At 46.6% G+C, this 20901-nt stretch carries 17 protein-coding genes and 1 pseudogene; 8 read left to right on the top strand and 10 right to left on the bottom strand.

Going from position 1 to position 20901, the window contains the following annotated elements:
- Window positions 1–61: 61 nt before the first annotated feature.
- Complete coding sequence (locus ACJB0T_RS05685; RefSeq protein ID WP_479292597.1) at window positions 62–1438, bottom strand: aldehyde dehydrogenase EutE; 1377 nt, start codon at window positions 1436–1438, stop codon at window positions 62–64.
- 501 nt (window positions 1439–1939) lie between these two features.
- Window positions 1940–3316 (bottom strand): aldehyde dehydrogenase, encoded by a 1377-nt coding sequence (locus ACJB0T_RS05680; RefSeq protein WP_479292595.1) that lies wholly within the window; start codon window positions 3314–3316, stop codon window positions 1940–1942.
- Window positions 3317–3862: 546 nt separating this feature from the next.
- On the opposite strand from ACJB0T_RS05680, the gene ACJB0T_RS05675 reads away from it, so the two are divergent.
- Window positions 3863–5452 carry a diaminopimelate decarboxylase family protein gene (locus ACJB0T_RS05675; RefSeq protein ID WP_479292593.1) on the top strand — a complete coding sequence of 530 codons (1590 nt, stop codon included), beginning with the start codon at window positions 3863–3865 and terminating at the stop codon, window positions 5450–5452.
- Between the two features lie 51 nt (window positions 5453–5503).
- Here the strand turns inward: ACJB0T_RS05675 and ACJB0T_RS05670 are convergent, their stop codons facing one another.
- The gene (locus ACJB0T_RS05670; RefSeq protein ID WP_479292591.1) at window positions 5504–6094 is read right to left on the bottom strand and encodes an alpha-ketoglutarate-dependent dioxygenase AlkB family protein; all 591 of its coding nucleotides are present in this window, start codon (window positions 6092–6094) and stop codon (window positions 5504–5506) included.
- 655 nt (window positions 6095–6749) lie between these two features.
- On the opposite strand from ACJB0T_RS05670, the gene ACJB0T_RS05665 reads away from it, so the two are divergent.
- Window positions 6750–7394, top strand: coding sequence for a PilZ domain-containing protein (locus ACJB0T_RS05665; RefSeq protein WP_479294521.1), 645 nt, complete (start codon window positions 6750–6752; stop codon window positions 7392–7394).
- Between the two features lie 65 nt (window positions 7395–7459).
- On the opposite strand, the gene ACJB0T_RS05660 is transcribed toward ACJB0T_RS05665, so the two are convergent.
- Window positions 7460–9820 carry a Lon protease family protein gene (locus ACJB0T_RS05660; protein ID WP_479292589.1) on the bottom strand — a complete coding sequence of 787 codons (2361 nt, stop codon included), beginning with the start codon at window positions 9818–9820 and terminating at the stop codon, window positions 7460–7462.
- A gap of 247 nt (window positions 9821–10067) precedes the next feature.
- On the opposite strand from ACJB0T_RS05660, the gene ACJB0T_RS05655 reads away from it, so the two are divergent.
- The 3 genes from ACJB0T_RS05655 to ACJB0T_RS05645 all read left to right on the top strand — a co-directional run bounded on the left by ACJB0T_RS05655 (window position 10068) and on the right by ACJB0T_RS05645 (window position 12103).
- Window positions 10068–10967, top strand: coding sequence for a hypothetical protein (locus ACJB0T_RS05655; RefSeq protein ID WP_479292587.1), 900 nt, complete (start codon window positions 10068–10070; stop codon window positions 10965–10967).
- A 4-nt stretch (window positions 10968–10971) separates the two neighbouring features.
- Window positions 10972–11496, top strand: a complete 525-nt coding sequence (locus tag ACJB0T_RS05650; RefSeq protein ID WP_479292585.1) for a GNAT family N-acetyltransferase — start codon at window positions 10972–10974, stop codon at window positions 11494–11496.
- 112 nt (window positions 11497–11608) lie between these two features.
- Window positions 11609–12103 carry a fasciclin domain-containing protein gene (locus ACJB0T_RS05645; protein WP_479292583.1) on the top strand — a complete coding sequence of 165 codons (495 nt, stop codon included), beginning with the start codon at window positions 11609–11611 and terminating at the stop codon, window positions 12101–12103.
- A 97-nt stretch (window positions 12104–12200) separates the two neighbouring features.
- On the opposite strand, the gene ACJB0T_RS05640 is transcribed toward ACJB0T_RS05645, so the two are convergent.
- From ACJB0T_RS05640 to ACJB0T_RS05630, 3 genes are all read right to left on the bottom strand, one after another.
- Window positions 12201–12800, bottom strand: coding sequence for a hypothetical protein (locus ACJB0T_RS05640; RefSeq protein WP_479292581.1), 600 nt, complete (start codon window positions 12798–12800; stop codon window positions 12201–12203).
- Window positions 12801–12891: 91 nt separating this feature from the next.
- The gene (locus ACJB0T_RS05635) at window positions 12892–13596 is read right to left on the bottom strand and encodes a lipid-binding SYLF domain-containing protein (RefSeq protein WP_479292579.1); all 705 of its coding nucleotides are present in this window, start codon (window positions 13594–13596) and stop codon (window positions 12892–12894) included.
- Window positions 13597–13697: 101 nt separating this feature from the next.
- Window positions 13698–14279 carry a class I SAM-dependent DNA methyltransferase gene (locus ACJB0T_RS05630; RefSeq protein ID WP_479292577.1) on the bottom strand — a complete coding sequence of 194 codons (582 nt, stop codon included), beginning with the start codon at window positions 14277–14279 and terminating at the stop codon, window positions 13698–13700.
- A gap of 180 nt (window positions 14280–14459) precedes the next feature.
- Between ACJB0T_RS05630 and ACJB0T_RS05625 the strand changes: the two genes are divergently transcribed.
- Window positions 14460–15338 carry a LysR family transcriptional regulator gene (locus ACJB0T_RS05625; protein ID WP_479294520.1) on the top strand — a complete coding sequence of 293 codons (879 nt, stop codon included), beginning with the start codon at window positions 14460–14462 and terminating at the stop codon, window positions 15336–15338.
- A 194-nt stretch (window positions 15339–15532) separates the two neighbouring features.
- A pseudogene (locus ACJB0T_RS05620) lies at window positions 15533–16171 on the top strand (cation efflux transmembrane domain-containing protein); the annotation flags it as partial.
- A 55-nt stretch (window positions 16172–16226) separates the two neighbouring features.
- Here the strand turns inward: ACJB0T_RS05620 and yddG are convergent.
- Window positions 16227–17144 (bottom strand): aromatic amino acid DMT transporter YddG, encoded by a 918-nt coding sequence (yddG, locus tag ACJB0T_RS05615; protein WP_479292574.1) that lies wholly within the window; start codon window positions 17142–17144, stop codon window positions 16227–16229.
- A gap of 204 nt (window positions 17145–17348) precedes the next feature.
- On the opposite strand from yddG, the gene ACJB0T_RS05610 reads away from it, so the two are divergent.
- Entirely contained in the window at window positions 17349–18884 is a 1536-nt protein-coding gene (locus tag ACJB0T_RS05610) for a phospholipase D family protein (RefSeq protein ID WP_479292572.1), read from the top strand.
- 59 nt (window positions 18885–18943) lie between these two features.
- Here the strand turns inward: ACJB0T_RS05610 and ACJB0T_RS05605 are convergent, their stop codons facing one another.
- Both ACJB0T_RS05605 and ACJB0T_RS05600 read right to left on the bottom strand, forming a co-directional pair.
- Window positions 18944–19744, bottom strand: a complete 801-nt coding sequence (locus ACJB0T_RS05605) for a nitrate- and nitrite sensing domain-containing protein (protein WP_479292570.1) — start codon at window positions 19742–19744, stop codon at window positions 18944–18946.
- A 25-nt stretch (window positions 19745–19769) separates the two neighbouring features.
- The gene (locus ACJB0T_RS05600) at window positions 19770–20876 is read right to left on the bottom strand and encodes a methyl-accepting chemotaxis protein (RefSeq protein WP_479292568.1); all 1107 of its coding nucleotides are present in this window, start codon (window positions 20874–20876) and stop codon (window positions 19770–19772) included.
- Between the last annotated feature and the right edge of the window lie 25 nt (window positions 20877–20901).

The following is a 20901-nucleotide window of genomic DNA, read 5'->3' as shown; positions in this document are numbered from 1 at the left end:
GCTCGGCTAGATATATCATCGCTTGGGAAGAGTGATGAGATATTCGGTTGTTCGCGGTCGATTAAACGATGCGTAGGCCACCTTGAGCAATCGCGAAGCGACGTGCACGAGTGAACGATAGTGCGTTAGTGATACCTTCGCCTGTTGGACCTGCGATTGTGAACGTAGACGTACCTTCTGCGTTGTAACCCACACCAGATAGTGTTGGACCATTGTGCGCGAAGATAGTGGTGTTGATGCGACCACCAAACTTAGTCACGTTTTCGATGTTACCAGAGTAGATACATGCAGAGTGCTTGTTACCACGCTCAGCCGCTACTGCACACTCGATTGCTTCGTCGATATCTTTACAGATAACCACTGGTAGTACTGGCATCATTTGCTCTACGTGTACTAGTGGGTGGTCGTTTTCTACCAACATTACTGCTAGACGAGTGTCTGATTTAACGCCGATAGACTTCAGGATTTCACCTGCATCTTGACCAACGAACTGTTTAACTGGGTGCCACACACGTGCAATGTCATGTGCAGTACATGGTTTTGCACCTTCAAATTCGTCTAGAGTTAGGATCTTGTCAGTCAGTTTTTCTGCTTCTTTCGCAGACATAACGTAAGCGCCAACTTCTTCTAGTTTGTCTAGGAATGCATCCGCTACTGCTTCTTCAACGAATACTTCTTTCTCACCGATACAAAGTAGGTTGTTATCGAATGAAGCACCGCCGTATACGCCAGCCGCTGCTAGGTCTAGGTTTGCAGAAGCGTCAACGATAACTGGTGGGTTACCAGCGCCTGCGCCTACACCTTTCTTACCAGATTGAAGGATAGCTTTAACTAGACCAGGACCACCTGTACCAACTAGCATGTTGATAAGTGGAGATTTAGCGATTTCGTTAAGAGTTTCTAGCGTTGGCTCTTTAACCATAGTCACTAGGTTTTCTGGACCACCTGCTTCAACGATAGTTTCGTTAAGAAGGTCAATCATCATTGCAGAAACAACTTTTGAAGATGGGTGAACGTTAAATGTCACCGCGTTACCACCCGCTAGCATTGAGATAGCGTTGTTAACGATAGTTTCTGTTGGGTTAGTTACTGGAGTAACTGCGCCAATCACACCGTAAGGTGCACGCTCGCCTAGAGAGATGCCGTTATCGCCAGACCATACTTGAGTTTCTAAGATCTCAGTGCCCGGAGTCTTAGCAGCCGTAAGTTGGTGCTTAGCAATCTTGTCTTCTACACGACCAAGTTTCGTCTCTTCACGAACCATTTTTGCGAAGTCTTCTGCACGCGCTAATACTGCACCGCGGATAGCAGTGATGATGGCTTCGCGACCTTCTTTAGTACAGTTAACATAGTACTCGTATTGAGCTTTGTGAGTTGCTTCAATCGCAGCGTCCACTGTCGCGAAAACACCTTTAGCGTTGTTGATATCAAAAGACATAGTGATTACCTCGTGAGATTTGGTGCTTTAAGAGCTGGGCATTGGTGCCAGCCTCAAGATGGTGATAATTTACCCCAAACATTCATCGAAACTATGTCACTCAGCGTCAACTAAGTTGACCAAGATACCTATTATTGACAAGTAAGTTACTTGACTGTTTCAAGCTGAAAATAAAACGCTACAAAGCACTACGCAAGATCAAGCTCTTAGCGCTAAAGCTCAAGATAATCAGGCTGTTGTACGGAGCTGTACGTGTTACTTAGACGAGACTATAAAGTAACGGTAACTCATCACTTATTCACCAGCGCTATGTATTAACTACTTGTTTGACATCTAGTTATAGGATGCAATTTCGATACGTGATTTGGGGTGAAATCACGGTTATCAATGCGAATGACTTCATCGCATTGCATAATTCAAAAAAGCCGAGCTTACGCTCGGCTAAAAGATCTCATCGCTTGGGAAGGGTCGATGATTTGTCTGCTTAAACTTCACCGTTCATTAGACGATGCGCAGACCACCTTGTGCGATCGCAAAACGACGTGCACGAGTGAACGAGTACGCGTTTGTGATACCTTCACCAGTTGGACCAGCGATTGTGAACGTTGAAGTACCTTCAGCGTTGTAACCTACACCAGATAGTGTTGGACCGTTGTGAGCAAAGATAGTTGTGTTGATAGCACGACCGAACTTAGTGACGTTCTCGATGTTACCAGAGTAGATACATGCAGAGTGCTTGTTACCACGCTCAGCAGCCACTGCGCGCTCGATAGCTTCGTCGATGTTCGCACAACGAACAACTGGAAGTACTGGCATCATTTGCTCTACGTGTACTAGTGGGTGATCGTTCTCAACAACCATAACCGCTAGACGAGTCTCAGACTCAACACCGATAGACTTAAGGATCTCACCAGCGTCTTGACCAACGTGTTGCTTAACTGGGTGCCATACGCGTGCGATTTCTTGTGCAGTACAAGGCTTAGCACCGTCGATTTCGTCCATAGTTAGGATTTGTGCAGTTAGCTTCTCAGCTTCTTCTGCAGAAAGAACGTAAGCGCCAGTTGCTTCTAGCTTAGCTAGGAACTCGTCTGCTACAGAATCTTCAACAAATACTTCTTTCTCACCGATACATAGTAGGTTGTTATCGAAAGATGCACCGCCGTAAACGCCAGCCGCAGCTAGGTCTAGGTTAGCAGAAGCGTCAACGATGACAGGTGGGTTACCAGCGCCAGCGCCTACACCTTTCTTACCAGATTGTAGGATTGCTTTAACTAGACCAGGACCACCAGTACCTACTAGCATGTTAACGAGTGGAGATTTAGCGATTTCGTTTAGTGTTTCTAGAGTTGGCTCTTTAACCATAGTAACTAGGTTAGCTGGGCCGCCTGCTTCAACGATAGTTTTGTTGATCATGTCGATCATCATCGCAGAAACTACTTTAGAAGATGGGTGAACGTTGAACGTTACCGCGTTACCAGACGCTAGCATAGAGATAGCGTTGTTAACGATAGTTTCAGTTGGGTTAGTAACAGGAGTAACCGCACCGATAACACCGTAAGGTGCACGCTCTTCTAGTGAGATACCGTTGTCGCCAGACCATACTTTAGTTTCTAGAACTTCAGTACCTGGAGTCTTAGCAGCAGTTAGCTGGTGCTTAGCGATCTTGTCTTCAACACGACCTAGGTTAGTTTCTTCACGAACCAACTTCGCGAAGTCTTCTGCTTTAGCTAGAACTGCACCACGGATAGCAGTAAGGATTGCTTCGCGGCCTTCTTTTGTAGACGTTGCATAGAACTCAACTTGTGCTTTATGAGTTGCTTCAATCGCAGCGTCCACTGTTGCGAATACACCTTTAGCTTTATTAATATCAAAAGACATAATGATTACCTCGTGAAGAATGAGTGTTCTGTATTAAGACAGAACGCTTGTTGTGCTTACTGTTTAATAACGGCGAGCTATATTTGCTTTATCACCGAATGAAGTGACTGACTCGCCGTCATCGAATGGCTATAAATTAGCCACAAGGCTTCAAATTGTAACGTCACTGAGAGTCAATATTATTGAACGACAACATCAAATAATGACGTTTTTTACCCATACCGTTACTTGACTTGTTGTAAACCCAACTCATTTACTCACAAAATGTTAACCAAGCTCACAAAACTACGTGCATGCCCGAATAGAACTGACCCACCAAGCGGCTTAAATGATACTGGAGTGTATCTGTAACCCCTAAGTAACTTACTTAGTTCGGCAATCTGATGTTAACGTATCATTCACAGTCAAAATATGTGACCAGCAATGCATTAGACGCCAGTGTAAGTTTTTTTGACTCTGGGTGACGTGTTGTTTTTTCAACCACCGACTACACTTTGTATCAACAAATCAAATCATGACTTTTCAACGATTTCGTGAGGAACGAATATGAAATATCAAGCGCGTTTAGAAGACTCAGTAAAGCAACTAAGTTCTGTACTAGAAGAGCAAAAGCAACTTCTTGCTGAACACAAAGCAAACCAAAACTACGCTGAGCGTCTACAAAACATCCTAACGCCAACTGACGAGCTAGCAACGAAAGGCGACGACCTATACATCGGCGGCTGCAAAGCTTCTGATCTGGTTGAGCAATACGGTAGCCCGCTATTTGTTCTTAGCGAAGACACACTGCGTGGTAACCTACGTCGCGTTAAAGCCGCATTCGGTTCAAACTGGCCAAAGCCTGTGAACGTAATGTTCGCTATCAAATCAAACACCAACTTCGCTGTTCGCGCTATTTGTAACGAAGAAGGCGTTGGTGGTGACTGTTTTGGCCCTGGCGAAGTTGAAGCAACTCGCATCGGCGGCGCAGATCCAAAGACTATCGCACTTAACGGTACAGTTAAGCCTGAGCTTGCTATCCGTAAAGCAATTGAGTACGGCTACGCAATTCACCTAGACTCTTTCGAAGAGATCGAAATCGTTGAACGTATCGCTCGCGAAGTGAAGCCAAAAGAAAAAGTACGCATCGCAGTACGTCTGAAAGTTATCCCAGAAGAGTTCTTCGATAACTTTGAACCAGATTGCTACCCATTCCCTGATTTCAAAGGCGCGATGAAGTGGATCAAATTCGGTCTTCTAAAAGAAGAAGCGAAGAAAATCGTTAACCGCGTTAAAGAAGTCGATGTATTCGAATTCTATGGTTTCCACACTCACCTAGGCCGCTTCTCTAAAGATCCAGCGGGTTGGGACGCGCTTTACCGTGAATACGCTCGCAACGTAATCGAGATCTCTCGTGAGTGTGGCGTTCAACCATTCCAAATCGACCTTGGCGGCGGTTGGCCACGTGAGCGTGAGCCAGAAGCACGTAGCGTTGAAAACCTAATGAACCCGAACACGATTGAAGACTACGCAAAAGTGGTTTGTGCGGGCATGCTAGAAGAGTTCAACAAAGAAGGCTTCGAGATCCCTCAACTATGGCTAGAGCCGGGTCGCTACATTGCGGGTAACATTGGTACACTGCTGACTTCTGTATATGTAGTGAAAGAAGACCAAGAGATGGACTACAGCTACACAATGGTTGATGCGTCTACTTACTTAGCGGTACTGGTCGAGTCTCAAGAGTCTAAGAACCCAGTTCTGCCAGCAACTAAGATGACACAGCCTCTTCAGCAGAAGACAACTGAGATCGCAGGCCCAATCTGTATCCCATCAATCTGGGAAAGCGGTGCACGTATGCCTGAGCTAGTGCCTAACGATATCCTAGCTATCATGGATGTGGGTCACTACGCAGAGTCTCAAGCGAGCCAGTTCAACTCTCTACCACGTCCAGCAACGGTACTCGTTAAAGGCGGTGAAGCTGAACTAATTAAGCGTGCGGAAACAGTTGAAGATGTATTCGCAACTCAGATTCTTCCAGAGCGTCTTCAGCAAAAGAAGAAAAAACCAGCAGCGAAGAAGCCAACAACTAAGCGTGCTGTAGCAAGAACGCCTAGCTACGCTAAGAACACTAAAAAAGCGGCATCTACAAAAGCATAATCAAACTCTGATTTCGCTAGTCAAAAGCTCCCATTGGGAGCTTTTGTTGTTTTAGGACTCCAGGACTTTTCGAAAAGTTAAATTTATCCTTGGCGCTACAGCTCGCTTAGTCTTCGGTATGGTGTGTTGCCAGTGATGCTGAGTTTCACCAGCCATGATCAGTAGAGAACCGGAAGCTAGGGTGAACTCCAACTTTTCACCGGTCAGTTTGTGCCTGAGCAAAAATCGCCGCTCACCACCAAAACTGAGTGAGGCAATCACTGGGTTAATGCCCAACTCGGGCTCATTGTCGCTATGCCAGCCATTAGAATCCTGGCCGTCACGATATAAATTGGCAAGTACCGTATTAAACCTATGCTGCGCGTACTGTTCACACAGAATTTTTAGCTCAGCGAGCTTGGGAGACCAGGTCTGAGCCTCTAACTCTACATTAGAGTAGCGATAACTGGCATCCCCATACCAAGCTTGAAGTCTCGGGATAGAATGTACTTTTCCAAACAAGCGAATGTTATCTTGTCGCCAATTAAGCGCGCTTTGTAACTCATTAAACACCACCTCAGCAGAGTCATGGTCAAACAGTTTTTCAATGTAAAGCAGACGACCATTTTCGATCTCCTGCCATTCATATTGATGTTCTTGCACGTTCTACCTCATTATGTCTGTCTTAAAACTTGAGTGCTTCACCATCCTCCGGAATCGATACTTTGCCAACTGAGCCATGAGCGTTCAAGAAAAAGAGTAGATACCGAGTCTTAATTGTCATCGAAACCGGCGTATTTTCGCCATTCAGGGATGTCGCGAGGGTCACCAAACTGGCGGAAGAATCGCACTGAACTCTGCCGCGCCTTACAATCAAACTCATTATTGATTTCAGGCTGTGATATACAGAACCTCAAAAATAATCGATGATGATAACAAAACGCCATCCCAATCGATCTAAAATTCCTCTCAGCTAGTGATTTTATAAATACAATAAATTGTGACCGGCTTTGATGTATTCCCTCTTTGGCAAAAACGAAAGTTGTGCGGTTGGACTCAATATTGACATCTAGGTCAATATTTTGACTCCTGGATTCTTGTTTTTGATTGCACTTTGATAATCGAAACCCTAGAATTTTGTGAACACGGTTCAAAATAAAACGCGTGTGACTCAAAGCGATTAATATAAAAATATCCAAGATAAAGCTTTGAGTGTAGGAAAGAAAACGTCAGGAATTATCAGGCAGTGACGCAACAGCAAAAATCCAATCCCCCATCACGAACGACGCAAACGCTCAATAGCACCGATGCTCTCGCCATGATAGAGCATGGTGGCGACGTGACATTGACGGTTAATACACCTGTCGGCACTTCCTTTCGCTGTGCGACCCAATTTATTGGTGCTCATTCTGAGCATCGTATTTTGCTGGAAACGCCTAAGATCGATGAAAGTGATCTCAAGTACTTCTTTCAGGAGGGGTTTTGGCTAACAGTAAGAGCGATTTCTCAACGTGGTGAAGGAGGAATTGTTCAATTCCGCGCACAACTTCTGAATATTGTTGAAGAGCCACTGCCCATTCTTATCCTGTCTATCCCGCAGTCAATGCAAGTGACCAACCTTAGGAAAGAACCAAGGTATGAAGTGAACCTTGAGGCGATGCTAAGCACCGGGCACAGTCAAACGCGCTGTGAGCTAAGAGATATGTCAAGAAGCGGCTGTCGATTTATTTTGCCTGCGCTTGGCAAGAGCTTGGTGGTTGGCCAAGAAGTGGCATTAAATGTCGCAGCAGGCACGCAAAAAGGGCGTTACTTCCCTCCGCTATCTGGACTTATCTGCAACCAGCAAAAATCCAGTCATTACACCGCTTACGGTATCAAATTTGATGAAAAAGGTGAGGCGAATGCCAAAGAGCTGCTGTCTCATCTTAAGTTTGATGGCACAAAGCTCAAACTTCGTGCTTAATCGATAGCACCCTAAGAGCGCAATTATAGAAACGTTTAAAAGCCAAGCATTCGCTTGGCTTTTAGTTACTTACGTAGTGCGTTGAGTCTCGCTTGGGCGATACCAAATATGGTATCAATGGGGTAACTGCCCTCTAGCGAAGCGGTGCCCGCCTCTTTGCCGGTAAACAGTTCAATAGCCTCGGTCACATGATCGATTGCCCAAATATGGAACTCATCTTTATCGACAGCCTTAACGATGTCTGCACGTAACATCAAGTTATGAGCGTTAGAGCGCGGAATGATGACCCCTTGCTCCGAGTTGCGACCCTTGATGGTACAAACATCGAAGAAGCCTTCGATCTTCTCGTTGACGCCGCCAATCGGCTGCGACTCACCAAACTGGTTCATTGAGCCGGTAATCGCAATATCTTGTCGGTTTGGTTGACCAGAGAACGCAGAAACCACCGCACAGAACTCCGCCATACTGGCGCTATCACCGTCGACTCCGCCGTAAGACTGCTCAAAAGTGATTGTTGTAGTAAGAGGCACTTTCGCCGTTTTACCAAACACCGATGAGAGATAAGCGGTCAGGATCATTACGCCTTTTGAGTGAATACTACCGCCGAGATCCACGCTTCGCTCAATATCAATCACATCGCCATCACCGTAAGACGTGGTGGCCGTGATTCGGTTTGGCGCGCCAAACATGTGATCGCTGGTCGTTAACACCGAAAGCGCATTCACTTGACCAATCGCTGAACCTTCAGTGTGGATTAACGTCGTGCCGTTCACGAAACCTTCCATCACACTGTCTTGCAATCGATTGACTCGCATCTGTTGATACTCTAAGGCTTGATCAACGTGCCCCATGCGGATCAGATTGGATTTCGCATTCCGCGCCACATAGTTCGACTCTCGTAGCAAATTGGCAATGTGCGCAGAGTGAAGCGACAGTTTGTTTTGATCGCCCGATAGACGCGAGCTGTGCTCAATGATGCGAGCAATGGCTTTGCGGTCACAATGCAGCATATTGTTGTCGTGAACGATGCTGGAAATGAAACGCGCGTAATGCAGCTCAGAGTCCGCTGTGCGCGGCATTTCATCTTCAAAATCAGCGGTGACTTTGAACAGCTCACTGAACTCTGGGTCGTAGTGTTGCAGTAGTTGATAAGTTCGGTAATCACCAAACAAAATGATTTTCACATCCAATGGAATAGGCTGTGGATCAAGTGATACTGTTCCGGTCAGCGTCACCTCTTTTTCAAGAGAGGTAAAGCTTAACTGACGTGCACGCAGCGCTCGTTTTAGACCATCCCAGACATAAGGTTGCTCTAACACCTTAATCGCATCCATCAGCAGCACGCCACCGTTCGCTCGATGTAAACTTCCTGAACGAATTAAAGAGAAATCTGTGAAGACTGTGCCTTTGTAGGTCGCGGTTTCAATGTAACCAAATAGAGAGTGATAGTTTGGGTTTTCCTCTACAATGATCGGAAAATCACTGCAAGACTGCTTCACAATCAAGTTCACTTTGTAGCGGCGTGGGAATTTTTTATCGAGGGAAGCGGTAGCGATCTCCCCCTGCTCATTCCCCTCCTCAAGGAAGATATCCACGTTCTCGCAAATATCCTGCTGAAGCGCGCTCAGGTACTTTTTGATCTCTGTGTAGCCGTTGTATTCTTTTTTCAGCTTTTTAATCAGGTGACTGATCACCCCAAGGGTCACTTCTTCATTGAGCTTTTGAATGTTATCGGTGAAGGTCTCTTCCCAATCGGTCAGCTCTCTCGCCATTCCACGCAGACTCACTTCAAGCTCATCAATGGTGGTACCAAAGCGTTCTTGCTCTTCTGGTGGCAGTTCAGAAAAGCTTTCATCGGTATGTAAGTCTTCACCATTTAGGGCGACAAACTGGTAATCCCCCTGCGGCGTAATAGTTAGGCTGATGCCCTTCTCTTTCGCTTCTTCGCTGAGCTTTTGCAATTCAACTTGCTGCTTGCGAGACAAGTCGTTTTTGAGTTTATCCGCTCGGCCAAAATAGAGCTCGTTGTCAAAAGCCATTGGAATGGCTTTCACAAGTTTCGAAATCAGCTTTTCAACATCTTTCTTCAGTTTCTCACCCATACCACATGGCAGCTTTAATACCTGAGGCGTACGAGTATCGGCAAAATTGGCCACATAACACCAATCATAGAGTGCTTGAGTATCGTGAGGATGGCGACTTAAGTAGCGCAATATCATAGTACGCTTACCTAGGCCATTTTGGCCTATCGCGTAAATGTTGTAACCCTTTTCCTTAATAGACATTGCGAACTCAACCGCTTTTTGAGCACGCTCTTGACCGACAATTTCATCAATCGGATCCAGTTCTTTGGTCGACTTGCATGGCAGCTTTTTCAGCTCTGCGGCATGGTATAGCTTGTTAGCTTCGAGTCTTTGAATCGCCATCACCAGCTCCTACTTTTTTCCCTTGTTGATTTCAGTTTAGCTGAATTGGCTTTACATTTTAGTGACTTACTAGGTAAATACGTTCAACTGGTGACTTTTTGCACAATCTCGCATTTCTCATCGCACGCCTCATCACGTTTGCTCTCATCTCGTTTACTAAGCCGATCAGTTTGGTTATGGTTAGTGCTGGACGTTTCAATTTCAAACCAATGTACTGAAGTAGATTGGCTTTGACACAAGGAGTGATATGGAAAAGATTGTTGCCGCCAGCAGAGTGCTACTTGCCATTGCTATTTTGGCTCTGGCTTGGTCTATCTATACTTTCACCCTCGAAGCCAAACAAGTCAGGGTCGAACTGCCCACCCTACTGACGCAAATCGACCAAACGGCGCAGCGCATTACGCCAGTGGTGGAAGAAGTACAAAAAATCCAAGCTATCATCCCAAGCATTCTTGAGCAGAGTGAGAAATACCAGCAAGCCATTCCAGAAGTGCTAGCAAGAGTTGACGATATTAACCGTCAAATCCCGGTTATTCTAAATGAAGTTCAATCCGTCACAGCAGCGATTCCTCCGATTCTTGAACAATCAAATCAATGGCATAGTTCTTTACCTAGCCTTCTAGAGCAAGTTGAACAAACCAATAAAACGATCAGAGCCACCAACCAGCAAATCGCTGCCACCAACAAACAAGTCCCTGCCATACTGGCCGAGAGTGAAGCACTGCGCGTCGCGATGCCAGAAGTGATTCGCCAAGCAGAATCTTTAGTAGAGCAAGCAGAACAAGCAGGACGTGAAGCCAGTAAAGGGGCGGTCACAGGAGTGATTGGCGGCATATTGTCATCGCCGTTTCAGCTTGTAGATTCGCTCACGTCACAAACCTTCGGGGTCGAAGATAAAAGCTTCTCCGACAAAGACCAACAACTCCACAAGCAAGCGGTAGAAAGCCTCCTCCGTAACCCAAGCGCTGGACAAACCATTCCATGGAAAAATACCAATAGTGGTAATTCAGGTACCGTAAGTATCCAATCAACGACTCAAAATGGCAGCTCTACCTGCTATAGCATTTTAAGCCGACTCACCATAGCGAAAGGAACTGACAAAGGCACTCACAGCATCGTCACAGAGCGTTGCGTGGTAAGCCAATAGCACTATGAAAATACACTATATTGAAGATAGCTCCGTATCCGAAGAGCTAAACCAAGGGCTGATCACTATCCTTAGTAGCTGCTTTACTAAGCCTAGTGATAGTCGTTTTAAAACCCAGCGCTTTTACAACGAGATGCCTCAGCATCGTTGGTATATAACCGGCGATCATGCTCATCATGTTATTGCTCATCTCGCCGTTCACGAGAAGACCATCACTGCAGCAGGAAAAACAATCCCAATTGCGGGTGTTGCCGAGGTTTGTGTCCACCCAGACTATCGCAATCAAGGCTTAGCGAAAGCCTTAATTGGGGAAGCCCACCGATGGATGGAGCAACAGCCGTTTCATTGCTCAGTGTTGTTTGGTCGTGACGAAGTCTACACCTCAAGTGGTTACAAACGAGTCACCAACCTTTCGCTGCTTCCCGATGAGCCTTTGGCTCAGCCTACCCCGGTTTCAGTGATGGTCAAAGCGCTGAACCAGCACAACTGGCCAAAGCGAACCGTACTACTTCCCGGTCTTACTTTCTGATGTTTTTCAAGCTGGCGGTGTAAACATAATTTGTTAGGTGCCGTCAGTGATCGATAGCGATACCTCACCGTAACAGACGTCTGCGAATACAAACAAACAAGGGATCGCAGATATGAAGACTTTACTAACACGTTCGTTTGCAGCAATAGCCGCGCTACTTCTATCCTTCTCAGCACTCGCTGATCATCATGGAATGAAAAAAGACATTGTTGATGTTGCCGCTGAAAACGGCTCTTTCACAACATTAGTGGCAGCAGTACAAGCAGCCGGACTGGTTGACACATTAAAAAGTGACGGCCCATTTACTGTGTTTGCACCTACCGATGACGCTTTCGCTAAACTGCCTGAAGGTACGGTCGAATCTCTGCTCAAACCAGAGAACAAAGATAAGCTGGTAGCGATTTTGACCTACCATGTAGTGCCAGGAAAAGTGATGGCGGCGGATGTGATGGGGCTTGATAAAGCAACGACAGTGCAAGGCTCAGACATCATGATTACCAAAAGTGACGGCAAAGTCATGGTCGACAACGCGACCGTCGTGGCGACTGACGTCAAAGCGAAAAACGGTGTGATTCATGTCATCGATACGGTCATGATGCCAAAATAAATACTAAGCAATTTTGACCCATTGCAGCTTGTCCCATTGCAGCATAGTAAGACCGGAGCCTGATGCTTCGGTCTTTACTATTTAAGGACTTCGTGGGTTAACGAGAAGGTAAATCGTCCAGCATAGCGCCAATTAAGTTCTTAAGCTCTTCACGCTCTTCTGAATCATTGATTCGGTTTTCAGTCGGACCCTGAGCTAAAGCTCGCCACCTTGGAAATGCGCCTACTGAATCAAACACTGCGATGTACAAGCTGCCCTTCTCACTTTTCTGACCGGTCGAGTCAAACTGCACCCCAGTCTTAATTTGGGTGCTAGCAAATATTTGCTCATCATCCATTGCCGTTTCCGTTGCAATACCAAAATCAAGGTGCATCGTCGCAGCATGACCATCTTGAACAGCAATATAGCCCTTGGATGTCAGCACTTCATCGATTTGCGATTTTATGACAGAAAGGTAATGTTCGGCATCAAAGTCTTCAGAAACTCTCGCCACAGGCAAATTAGCGCGCCACGAATAGGTCACCAACCCCGACTGTGGTAAAAAACCAAAGTCCCCGGTTTTAGCGACACCATAAGAAAAGTTAAGGGGGGCAGCCGGTTTGGTGGTCGTCGTACACCCCACCAAAGCCAAACTTGTGAGAACCAAGGTCATCACTGCATATTTCATAGACTGGAGCTCTATAGGCAGATGTTTCATAAACAAGTGTCCTGTGCGATTAAAGTCGGTTGCATAAAGACAATAATGCACGAAAAAACAACAAGTTCAAATTTAACTCATCGCTTGATGACTAACGATAGACAGCCCGATAGGCGATCCCTTCCAATCGGCGGCGTAGGTTCTGCGCTTGGCCTGATTGATGATCGTAGTTGGTGAGCACCTTATCGACAGAAAAGTCGTCACCATACAAGGCATTGTTCAACTTGTCGTCTAATGTCATGTTGAAGGTGTCTATGCTACCACCAAAGTAAAGTCCTTTGTTTTGCGATACCATCATAGCGCTAATGCCGTTGGTTCCACCGACAACTTTACCGCTGACACCATTTCCAATCGTCACGTCGGCTGTGCCGCCTATTTTGGTTGAACCAGACTGCAATTGCTCGACCACATCATCAGAAAGAATCACGCCCACACCGTTAATTTTTTGCGCGCCCGCTAATAAGCCAAACATCGCACTGCGGAATGTCACAAATACAGGCTCACTCCAGTGGTGTGCATCTCTGGTGAGCAAAATACCCTTGCCCCACTGCGCACCTAATAGAAGACCCGCCTGGCCTCCAGATGGAAAGATCACGATGGCTTTGGCAACGCCAGTGACATTCTTCACAGATTCCCAATGCGATAAAGAGTCGAACTCATCAAGGTTTTGCGCTGCTTTGTCTAAAATGGCGTTCGCTTGCTCAATCATTTCTCGGTCATCAGAATAAGCGTGACCACTAATAAGCAATAGGGACGCGAAACATGAACAAATCCAGTGCTTTGATTTTAGAAACATAATCAACCCATCCAAAAAATTAGCCTGTTAGCATAACAAAAAAAGGTGGTACCAAAGGCACCACCTATTCGGATATCCGGTAATTAGTTTTGAGTTCTACGTTACTTGCGACCCACACCCATCAACACTTTTTGCGGACCTTTCGCTGATTCAATTTCAAAAGCAATAGAGACATCGACTTTTTCGAATCCAGCATTGAGGAGTACTTGTTTAGCTCGTTTCTCCGTCATACCAAATCCTGCATCGTCACTTTCAACCGCCCAGTCCCAATGAACAAACATGCCGAACTCATCCAGCAAGGTGTAGATCACATTAACGGTATCTTGAAGATTATCAACAAACCCACAAACAGAAGACGCAACGACAAGATCAAACTGATTACGAAACGCAGGGTGTTGGGCAACAAGACCACGTGTTAGTAGGTCTACAACGGGCTCGACATTATCTAAGCCTTTTTTGTCTAGCTCTTCAATCATGGCTTCAGAGCCATCCAGCGCGACAATATCTTTGGTCGTTGGTGACATTAATTGGCTCAAAAGGCCAGTACCACAACCAAAATCTAAAACTGATTTACCTTTCAACGAGGTCATTTCTGAAAGCGCGTCATAGCATGACTGAGCAAAGACCGCCGTCGCCTCGTTATTTTCCCATGTCGCGGCGTACTCATCCCACTCGTTAGACATAGTTTACTCCATTGTTTTGCTAGTGCTGAACATTATACAAGCACTTCATTTTAATCCTTGATGACTAGGCATAGATTAAACCAGAACGCCAAGCAATTCCTAGTGTTATCTTCGTATTCTTTGGCACACGTGCTATGATTTTTGTTCCCTTGATTTACTGGCGTTTTGCGATCAATGTCTATCAATCTTTCTCAAATAGAAGCCTTCTGTGCCGTGGTTAGCGCAGGCTCCGTGTCCGAGGCGGCGCGAGTGCTGGACTGCAACCGAACGAAACTTAGCATGGCTATCAAAGCACTAGAGAAAGACCTCGACACCGTTCTTTTTCTCCGTACAGGTAATAATGTTACTTTGTCAGAAACAGGGAAGGCGATTTATAAAGACTGCGAGAACCTGCTTGTCACCTCGGCTCGCATTCGACAAACCTGTGCTCAAGTATCTGGCGACTTCGCCACCGAACTGCGCATTGCTCATGATGACAGCCTACCAGACCAAGTTTGGCAAGATCTTACATTGGAACTTAACCAGCGTTACCCGGCTCTATCACTCAACATTGTGCTGGCCTCATCTGGTGATTTGGCCGACATCGTTGAAAAGAAACAGGTCGATTTCGCCTTTGGTGTTGATTTTGAACGAGAGGATGACCCAAGGCTCACCTACCAACCTCTTGGAAAAATTCGCATGATGTCGGTGTGCCGAGCCGACCACAAGTTGTCGAAACTGCCCCGTGTCTCTGATGAAGTGTTACGTGATGAGATGCAAGTGTCGCTCGCGTATCTCAACTTGCGTGACAACCCTGAGCTACTGCCTTTCTCATTGAAGTACATTGGTTTTTCAAGCTTTGAATTCATGCTAAAAACCATCCTTTCCGAAGGTGCTTGGGGCGTTCTGCCCGAGCCACTTATCCGTCAGCTCCTACGTGAGCAAACGTTGTCTGTCATCAAACATACTTATGGTCTAACCCAAGAAGACTTCTGTATGTTGACCTCATCGGGTATGTCCGAACATCCCGCGATGACTTGGCTTGCCGACCAAGTCAGTGATTACTTGTTTACCTTCTAGACTCTCGTTCATTGAGGCAACGGACATCAGTGGGCGCCATTAATCCTGACAGCAAAAACCACACCCTAAGCCAATGATTTTAAAAACATTCATAATTTTCTCCATGCCCAATCCCGCTCAGCGATACAGTTAATGTTTGAATGTTAATCACCTCGGCGAAATAATGCCCTTAGTTCAAACAAAAGGTAAATCCCATGTCTTCGCTAACGCAACACAACGAATCATCAGTCTTGAGAGTATCAGCCATTATTGCTACTGGCTTCGCTGTCGCAGGCCTAGTGGTTGGAGTGTTGATGGGCTCGCTGGTCATCGCCTTTGACGGTGTTTATTCTCTAGTCAGCTTACTGTTAACTTTATTGTCACTGGCTGCTGCGCAGCAACTAAAAAATCCAAACAGTCAGGCCTCAAAATACGGCCGTCAAACTGTTGAATCTATGGTCATTGCTATTAAAGCCGCGGTCATCTTAGTGATTGTATTGGCATCGCTGTACTCTGCAGTCAGCTCGATGTTTACGGGAGGTCGCCCAGTCGACACCACAGTCGCCACGTTATTCGGACTATTTAATGTGATGGGTTGTGCCTATGCTTGGTGGTACATTGCTCGTAAAAACAAACAGATGAACGCTAATCTGATTGCAGCGGAAACCAAACAATGGCAAATGGACACGCTACTTAGCGTAGCGGTTATGGCAGGCTTTATCTCAGCATGGGCAATGGTACTCACCCCGTGGGCACACCTGAGTGTTTACGCGGATCCTATGATGATGATCCTGATGTCGGTGTATTTTATCAAAGTGCCTACACAAATGCTGATTGAGGCTTGTAAGTCACTGTCACGCGCCAACAATGTCACTTTGGCAAATAACTCATAAGCCATTGCCGCAAACATTAAACGTTTGCGGCTTCCTTCTGCGATGTAGGTTCGCGCGTTGCCCAAGCACACAACAACGAGCCTAACGTGACCAAGGCGACCCCTTTCCAAAACGACTGCGTCAACGCAACGGACAAATAGAGCGAAGAAAACACCGTAGAAAATACAGGCGTAAAATAGGAAAACGTTGCAATGAGCACCATGTTGCCGCCGATAATGGCTTGATTCCACAACGCATACCCAGCGCCCATGATAATACCAGCGAGCAGTAGCGTCGAAACTGAAGAGAACGTAAACACCATCTGACTTTCTTCACTCAATGCGTACTGTATCCACAGCGTGATCGAGGTCATCGCAAAAAACAGCACTATGGCATTTTTCCCGCCGCTCATCTTGGGGGTAATGTTGCAATACAGTGCCCAAATAAATGCCGCCGCAAATGCCATGGAATAGGTCAGCGGGTTCGTCGCCACATTATTTTTAACACCTTCGATAGAGAAAGACGCATCCCCCGAAATACACCAGACGACCCCAACAAAGGCCAGCACCACACTAGGGTAAACAAGAAGGTTTACTCGACGACCGCTCATCGCCACTGCGAGCAATACGGTTAGCGCCGGCCACAAGTAGTTAATCACCGCCATTTCCATCGCTTGCTGACGATCATTTGCCATCCCCAACGCAAGGGCAAGACAGATCTCATAACTGACAAACAGTCCACCACCAAGCAGCACGTAGCTAAGTCGATACTCGCCAATCTTTGGCCTACCCATCACCAACATCAGAGCTAGTGTACTCACGCTATACATTAACGCCGCGCCGCCAATCGGGCCAAATAACTCGGCAATATCCCTTGTTAGCGCAATCACACAGCTCCAAAGCAAAATGGCCATAATGCCAAACAAGGTATATTTATTGGTGCCTAAACCTGCCATCAGTACTCCTAATATCCGGCAACTAAAAACGAGCAAGATTCGTTATAAGTAATTGTTATGCAACCTAGTCGATTTCAATTAGGCTATACTTAATTGCTATGAAATTTATCAGTAAAAACGCCAGCGACCCAGTGCAAATTCTATGATGAACCGTTACACTCTCGCTGCATTTCTAGAACTCAATCGAATACCAGCACTTTAACTATGCCCAACATTTTGTCTATCAAAAATTTTTTCGCTCTCTTGCTCATCGTCACTTTGAGCGGATGTGTCTCTTCCAGCATTGACCCTAGCCGGTACGAAAAACAATCTTCCTACACCATCATCAATGATGAGCCAACCAAACTCGACTTGTATTTCGCAAGAGAAGTGGCCTCCCATTCTCTGATTGATGAAACCGGGTTTCACCCTCTGGATAAGGGTCACGATGCGCTACTCGCTCGGCTGGCGATCATCGAAACCGCTCAATCCAGCATTGACGTACAGTACTATATTTTCCGAGACGACGAAGCGGGAAACCTGATCGCGTGGCGACTATTCGAAGCCGCTGAGCGTGGCGTGCGCGTACGCCTTTTGCTCGACGACATGCAAAAATACGACGACAACGATCTGCTGCGCTTTAGTAGCCACCCCAATATCGAAGTGCGCATGTTCAACCCGCATCACCTTCGCTCTGCGCGCGGCATAGCAATGCTCAGTGACTTTGAGCGACTAAACCACAGAATGCACAATAAGTCGCTGACTGTAGATGGTGTCGTATCCATCATTGGCGGACGAAACGTTGGTAATGAATACTATTCCATTGAATCTACCGTAGAGTTTTCCGATCTAGATTTGATGATGGTGGGTAAAGCCGTGCGTCAAGTAAATCGCCAGTTCGACCTTTATTGGAACAGTGATTACAGTGTGCCAATCGAGTGGATTGCACCAAATCAAGATCTTCGCTATACCGATGCTGACGTCGAAGCTTGGGTCAACGAGCTCGGTCTTGAAGCGAAATTCTCTGGTGGTCAATATGATTTCGCTAAGCTCCCGCTCTACAACGATTTAGTCAATGGTACGGTCGAACTGTATTGGGGCATCGGTGATCTGCTCTATGATTTACCCAATAAACCGGACAGTAAGCAAAGTACCCTTATCGACAGCTTGAGCGTTGTGCTCGACGACTCGAAAACATCGCTCGTATTTATCTCACCCTACTTTGTGCCAACCGAGCAAGGCACCAAAGATCTCATTAATGCCGTTGAACAAGGTCTTGAAGTCATCATTATTACTAACTCACTGGCGTCGAATGATGTCTTTGCCGTGCACGGTTGGTACGCTAAATATCGTGAAGATTTGGTCAAAGGCGGTGTAGAACTGTGGGAAGTGAAGTCCAATGCTGAAATCAAAAAGAACTGGAGCTTAACAGGGAGCAGCCGCTCAAGTCTTCATACCAAAGCGATGGTCATTGATAAGCGTAAAGTGTTCGTTGGTTCAATGAACCTCGACCCTCGTTCAGCCCATCTTAATACCGAAATGGGCGTTGTTATCGAGCAACCTGAGTATGCAAATAAGGTCTATGACGCTATCGGCAAAGAAATCTCAAAGACCGCTTACGAGTTAAAAATAGTCGATGGGGACTTGATATGGTTTGACCACGCGACAGGGGAAACCTTGACGTCTGAGCCAGACGCCAGTATTTGGCGCCGCATGGGCGCTTGGTTCAGTGGTATCTTACCGATTGAGGAGCAGTTGTAACCTTACCCTCGCAAAGCGCTCTGAGGTAACAATACTTCAGAGCACTCAAGTCTAGCATCTTAAACATTGTCACCAAGTGCAGTAACCCGCTCGTCAAATACTCGAAAAACCTCATCTAGAGCGGCTGTCGCATCATCAAAATATTCAACTGCGGTAACGCTCGGGACAAGCACGAGCACTTTATTCTCTATAGTCCCGAGAAGCTTCTTAACGGTAGGAAAATCCGAATGACGTTGCGCGGTGACAAAACGGCGAATCGACTGGTGCAGATACTTCAATCGAATTCGCTCAACGCTACTGCACGTCGCTTTGGCCGCCACACCAGTACCGAGAGCTCTAGCCTGTCCGACACATTCAGCGACCCTCAATAAATCATTCCAAAGCAGTGCGATGGACTCGCCTTCTCTCTGTGGCAGCTCTGTCAAACGGTAATATTGGGCACACTCCTCCACTGATTCAAGCAACGAAGCCAGCAGTTGATTGTGAGTGGCAAGATTTTGCTCTGCCGACCACTGCTTAAACTGAACACGAACCCTTGGCCAGTTTTCTTCAACACTTCGCCAACTGCTAGTATTGCGGACACCCTCATCCAAGTGAGTCAGTGTCTGCAGATGATTATTAATGTCGCTTTGTAGCGTTGGAAGGCGAGATTGCAATTTGTCGTCTCCACACAGCACACCATTGGTGATTCCTCTGTGTTGTTGAATCGCCGCCAGAAGCTGTCTAAGTGTGGTTAAGTACTGCAATCCCGAGCGCTTTGCTTGCTGGCTCTTACTCAGCGCAAGTTTCCTTTTCCACACAAAAACAACCATGCTCAAACAGGCAAAAAGCATTACAACCGTTGCTTGAAGATTGGCCATTACAAACTCCATCATCATTCACTCCCTATGCAGTCAGCTTTTCAAGATGCTCAGCCACCTGAGCGTTGTCAGCGGCAGTCTCGGCGTTGTGTTTTGCCGTTAGCGCGACCTGCTCCATATTGCTCGATATTTCCTGAATGGCGATCGCTTGTTGTTCAGACGCGGCAGATACGCCAGCTACTTGATCGGTAATCGATGCCATGGATATGCCCATCTCCTCCAACGTGTTTTGAGCTACCTGAGCCTGCTCAGTGCAGCGCGCGTTACCTTCGCGAACTTGCTCTATCATCGTTGTTACATCACTCATACTCGCAGTTACCTGCTCGACATGAGAAGTAATGGCATTAGCGGACTCATGACTTCGCTTGGCGAGGCGGCCAACTTCTTCGGCAACCACACTGAACCCGCGACCATGTTCACCAGCTCGCGCCGCTTCAATCGCAGCGTTGAGAGCCAGTAGATTGGTTTGCTCGGCAATCTCGCGAATAAACTGGGACATCTCCGAGACCGTGGACAAATTGCTCTCAAGCGTGACTATGCTTTTCGCCGTAGAGCCCACTTGAGATTCCACTCTCTCAACACTACTTCGAACGCTCACAAGCGCCTGATTGCCCTGGCCACAAAGAACATTACCTTGCTCAATGGCCTGTAAGGTCTGCTCAATGCGATTAGATACATCTTCAATACTCTGTGAAATTTCCGTTGCCGCTGATGCAGAAGAAAGCGTCGACTCCGCCTGCATATCACTGTCCTTGGCCGCATCGGAGGCATTGCTTGCCAATTCTTGAGCGCAAAACGCCATTTCTGACCGCACCGCCTCCGCTTTACGCTGTTTTCGTAGCAGCAACTGATGAACATCATCAATAGCGCGGAAGCTTGAATAGAGCAGGCCAAATGATGGAGGCACGGAAGACACCTCACCAGACTTTAGCTGCTGAAAGTACTCATTGAGTACTCGTATTTCGCAATTCAATGTTAGCAGCATCAGCCATGCCATCGTCGTAATGAATAGCAATACCAAATACCCGGCTAACATGGCACCCAGCGCAAACAGCACCACCGAAGACAGCAGCACGAGTAGAATGAGCAAATTAAGCATGTTTAAAGGCGTTGTGCGCAAGATAAGCATCATCTTTCCCCTCCTTGGCTAAAGACCC

The organism is Vibrio sp. CB1-5 (assembly GCF_059412285.1).
The sequence above is the reverse complement of the archived record's forward strand: the minus strand, read 5'-3'. Positions and strand labels throughout refer to the sequence as shown.

Excerpts from the sequence above, each read along its gene's own strand:
- ACJB0T_RS05685 (WP_479292597.1), bottom strand. The coding sequence starts at position 1,438 with ATGTCTTTTGATATCAACAACGCTAAAGGTGTTTTCGCGACAGTGGAC.
- ACJB0T_RS05680 (WP_479292595.1), bottom strand. The coding sequence starts at position 3,316 with ATGTCTTTTGATATTAATAAAGCTAAAGGTGTATTCGCAACAGTGGAC.
- ACJB0T_RS05675 (WP_479292593.1), top strand. The coding sequence starts at position 3,863 with ATGAAATATCAAGCGCGTTTAGAAGACTCAGTAAAGCAACTAAGTTCT.
- ACJB0T_RS05665 (WP_479294521.1), top strand. The coding sequence starts at position 6,750 with ATGATAGAGCATGGTGGCGACGTGACATTGACGGTTAATACACCTGTC.
- ACJB0T_RS05660 (WP_479292589.1), bottom strand. The coding sequence starts at position 9,820 with ATGGCGATTCAAAGACTCGAAGCTAACAAGCTATACCATGCCGCAGAG.
- ACJB0T_RS05655 (WP_479292587.1), top strand. The coding sequence starts at position 10,068 with ATGGAAAAGATTGTTGCCGCCAGCAGAGTGCTACTTGCCATTGCTATT.
- ACJB0T_RS05650 (WP_479292585.1), top strand. The coding sequence starts at position 10,972 with ATGAAAATACACTATATTGAAGATAGCTCCGTATCCGAAGAGCTAAAC.
- ACJB0T_RS05645 (WP_479292583.1), top strand. The coding sequence starts at position 11,609 with ATGAAGACTTTACTAACACGTTCGTTTGCAGCAATAGCCGCGCTACTT.
- ACJB0T_RS05640 (WP_479292581.1), bottom strand. The coding sequence starts at position 12,800 with ATGAAACATCTGCCTATAGAGCTCCAGTCTATGAAATATGCAGTGATG.
- ACJB0T_RS05635 (WP_479292579.1), bottom strand. The coding sequence starts at position 13,596 with ATGTTTCTAAAATCAAAGCACTGGATTTGTTCATGTTTCGCGTCCCTA.
- ACJB0T_RS05630 (WP_479292577.1), bottom strand. The coding sequence starts at position 14,279 with ATGTCTAACGAGTGGGATGAGTACGCCGCGACATGGGAAAATAACGAG.
- yddG (WP_479292574.1), bottom strand. The coding sequence starts at position 17,144 with ATGGCAGGTTTAGGCACCAATAAATATACCTTGTTTGGCATTATGGCC.
- ACJB0T_RS05610 (WP_479292572.1), top strand. The coding sequence starts at position 17,349 with ATGCCCAACATTTTGTCTATCAAAAATTTTTTCGCTCTCTTGCTCATC.
- ACJB0T_RS05605 (WP_479292570.1), bottom strand. The coding sequence starts at position 19,744 with ATGGCCAATCTTCAAGCAACGGTTGTAATGCTTTTTGCCTGTTTGAGC.
- ACJB0T_RS05600 (WP_479292568.1), bottom strand. The coding sequence starts at position 20,876 with ATGATGCTTATCTTGCGCACAACGCCTTTAAACATGCTTAATTTGCTC.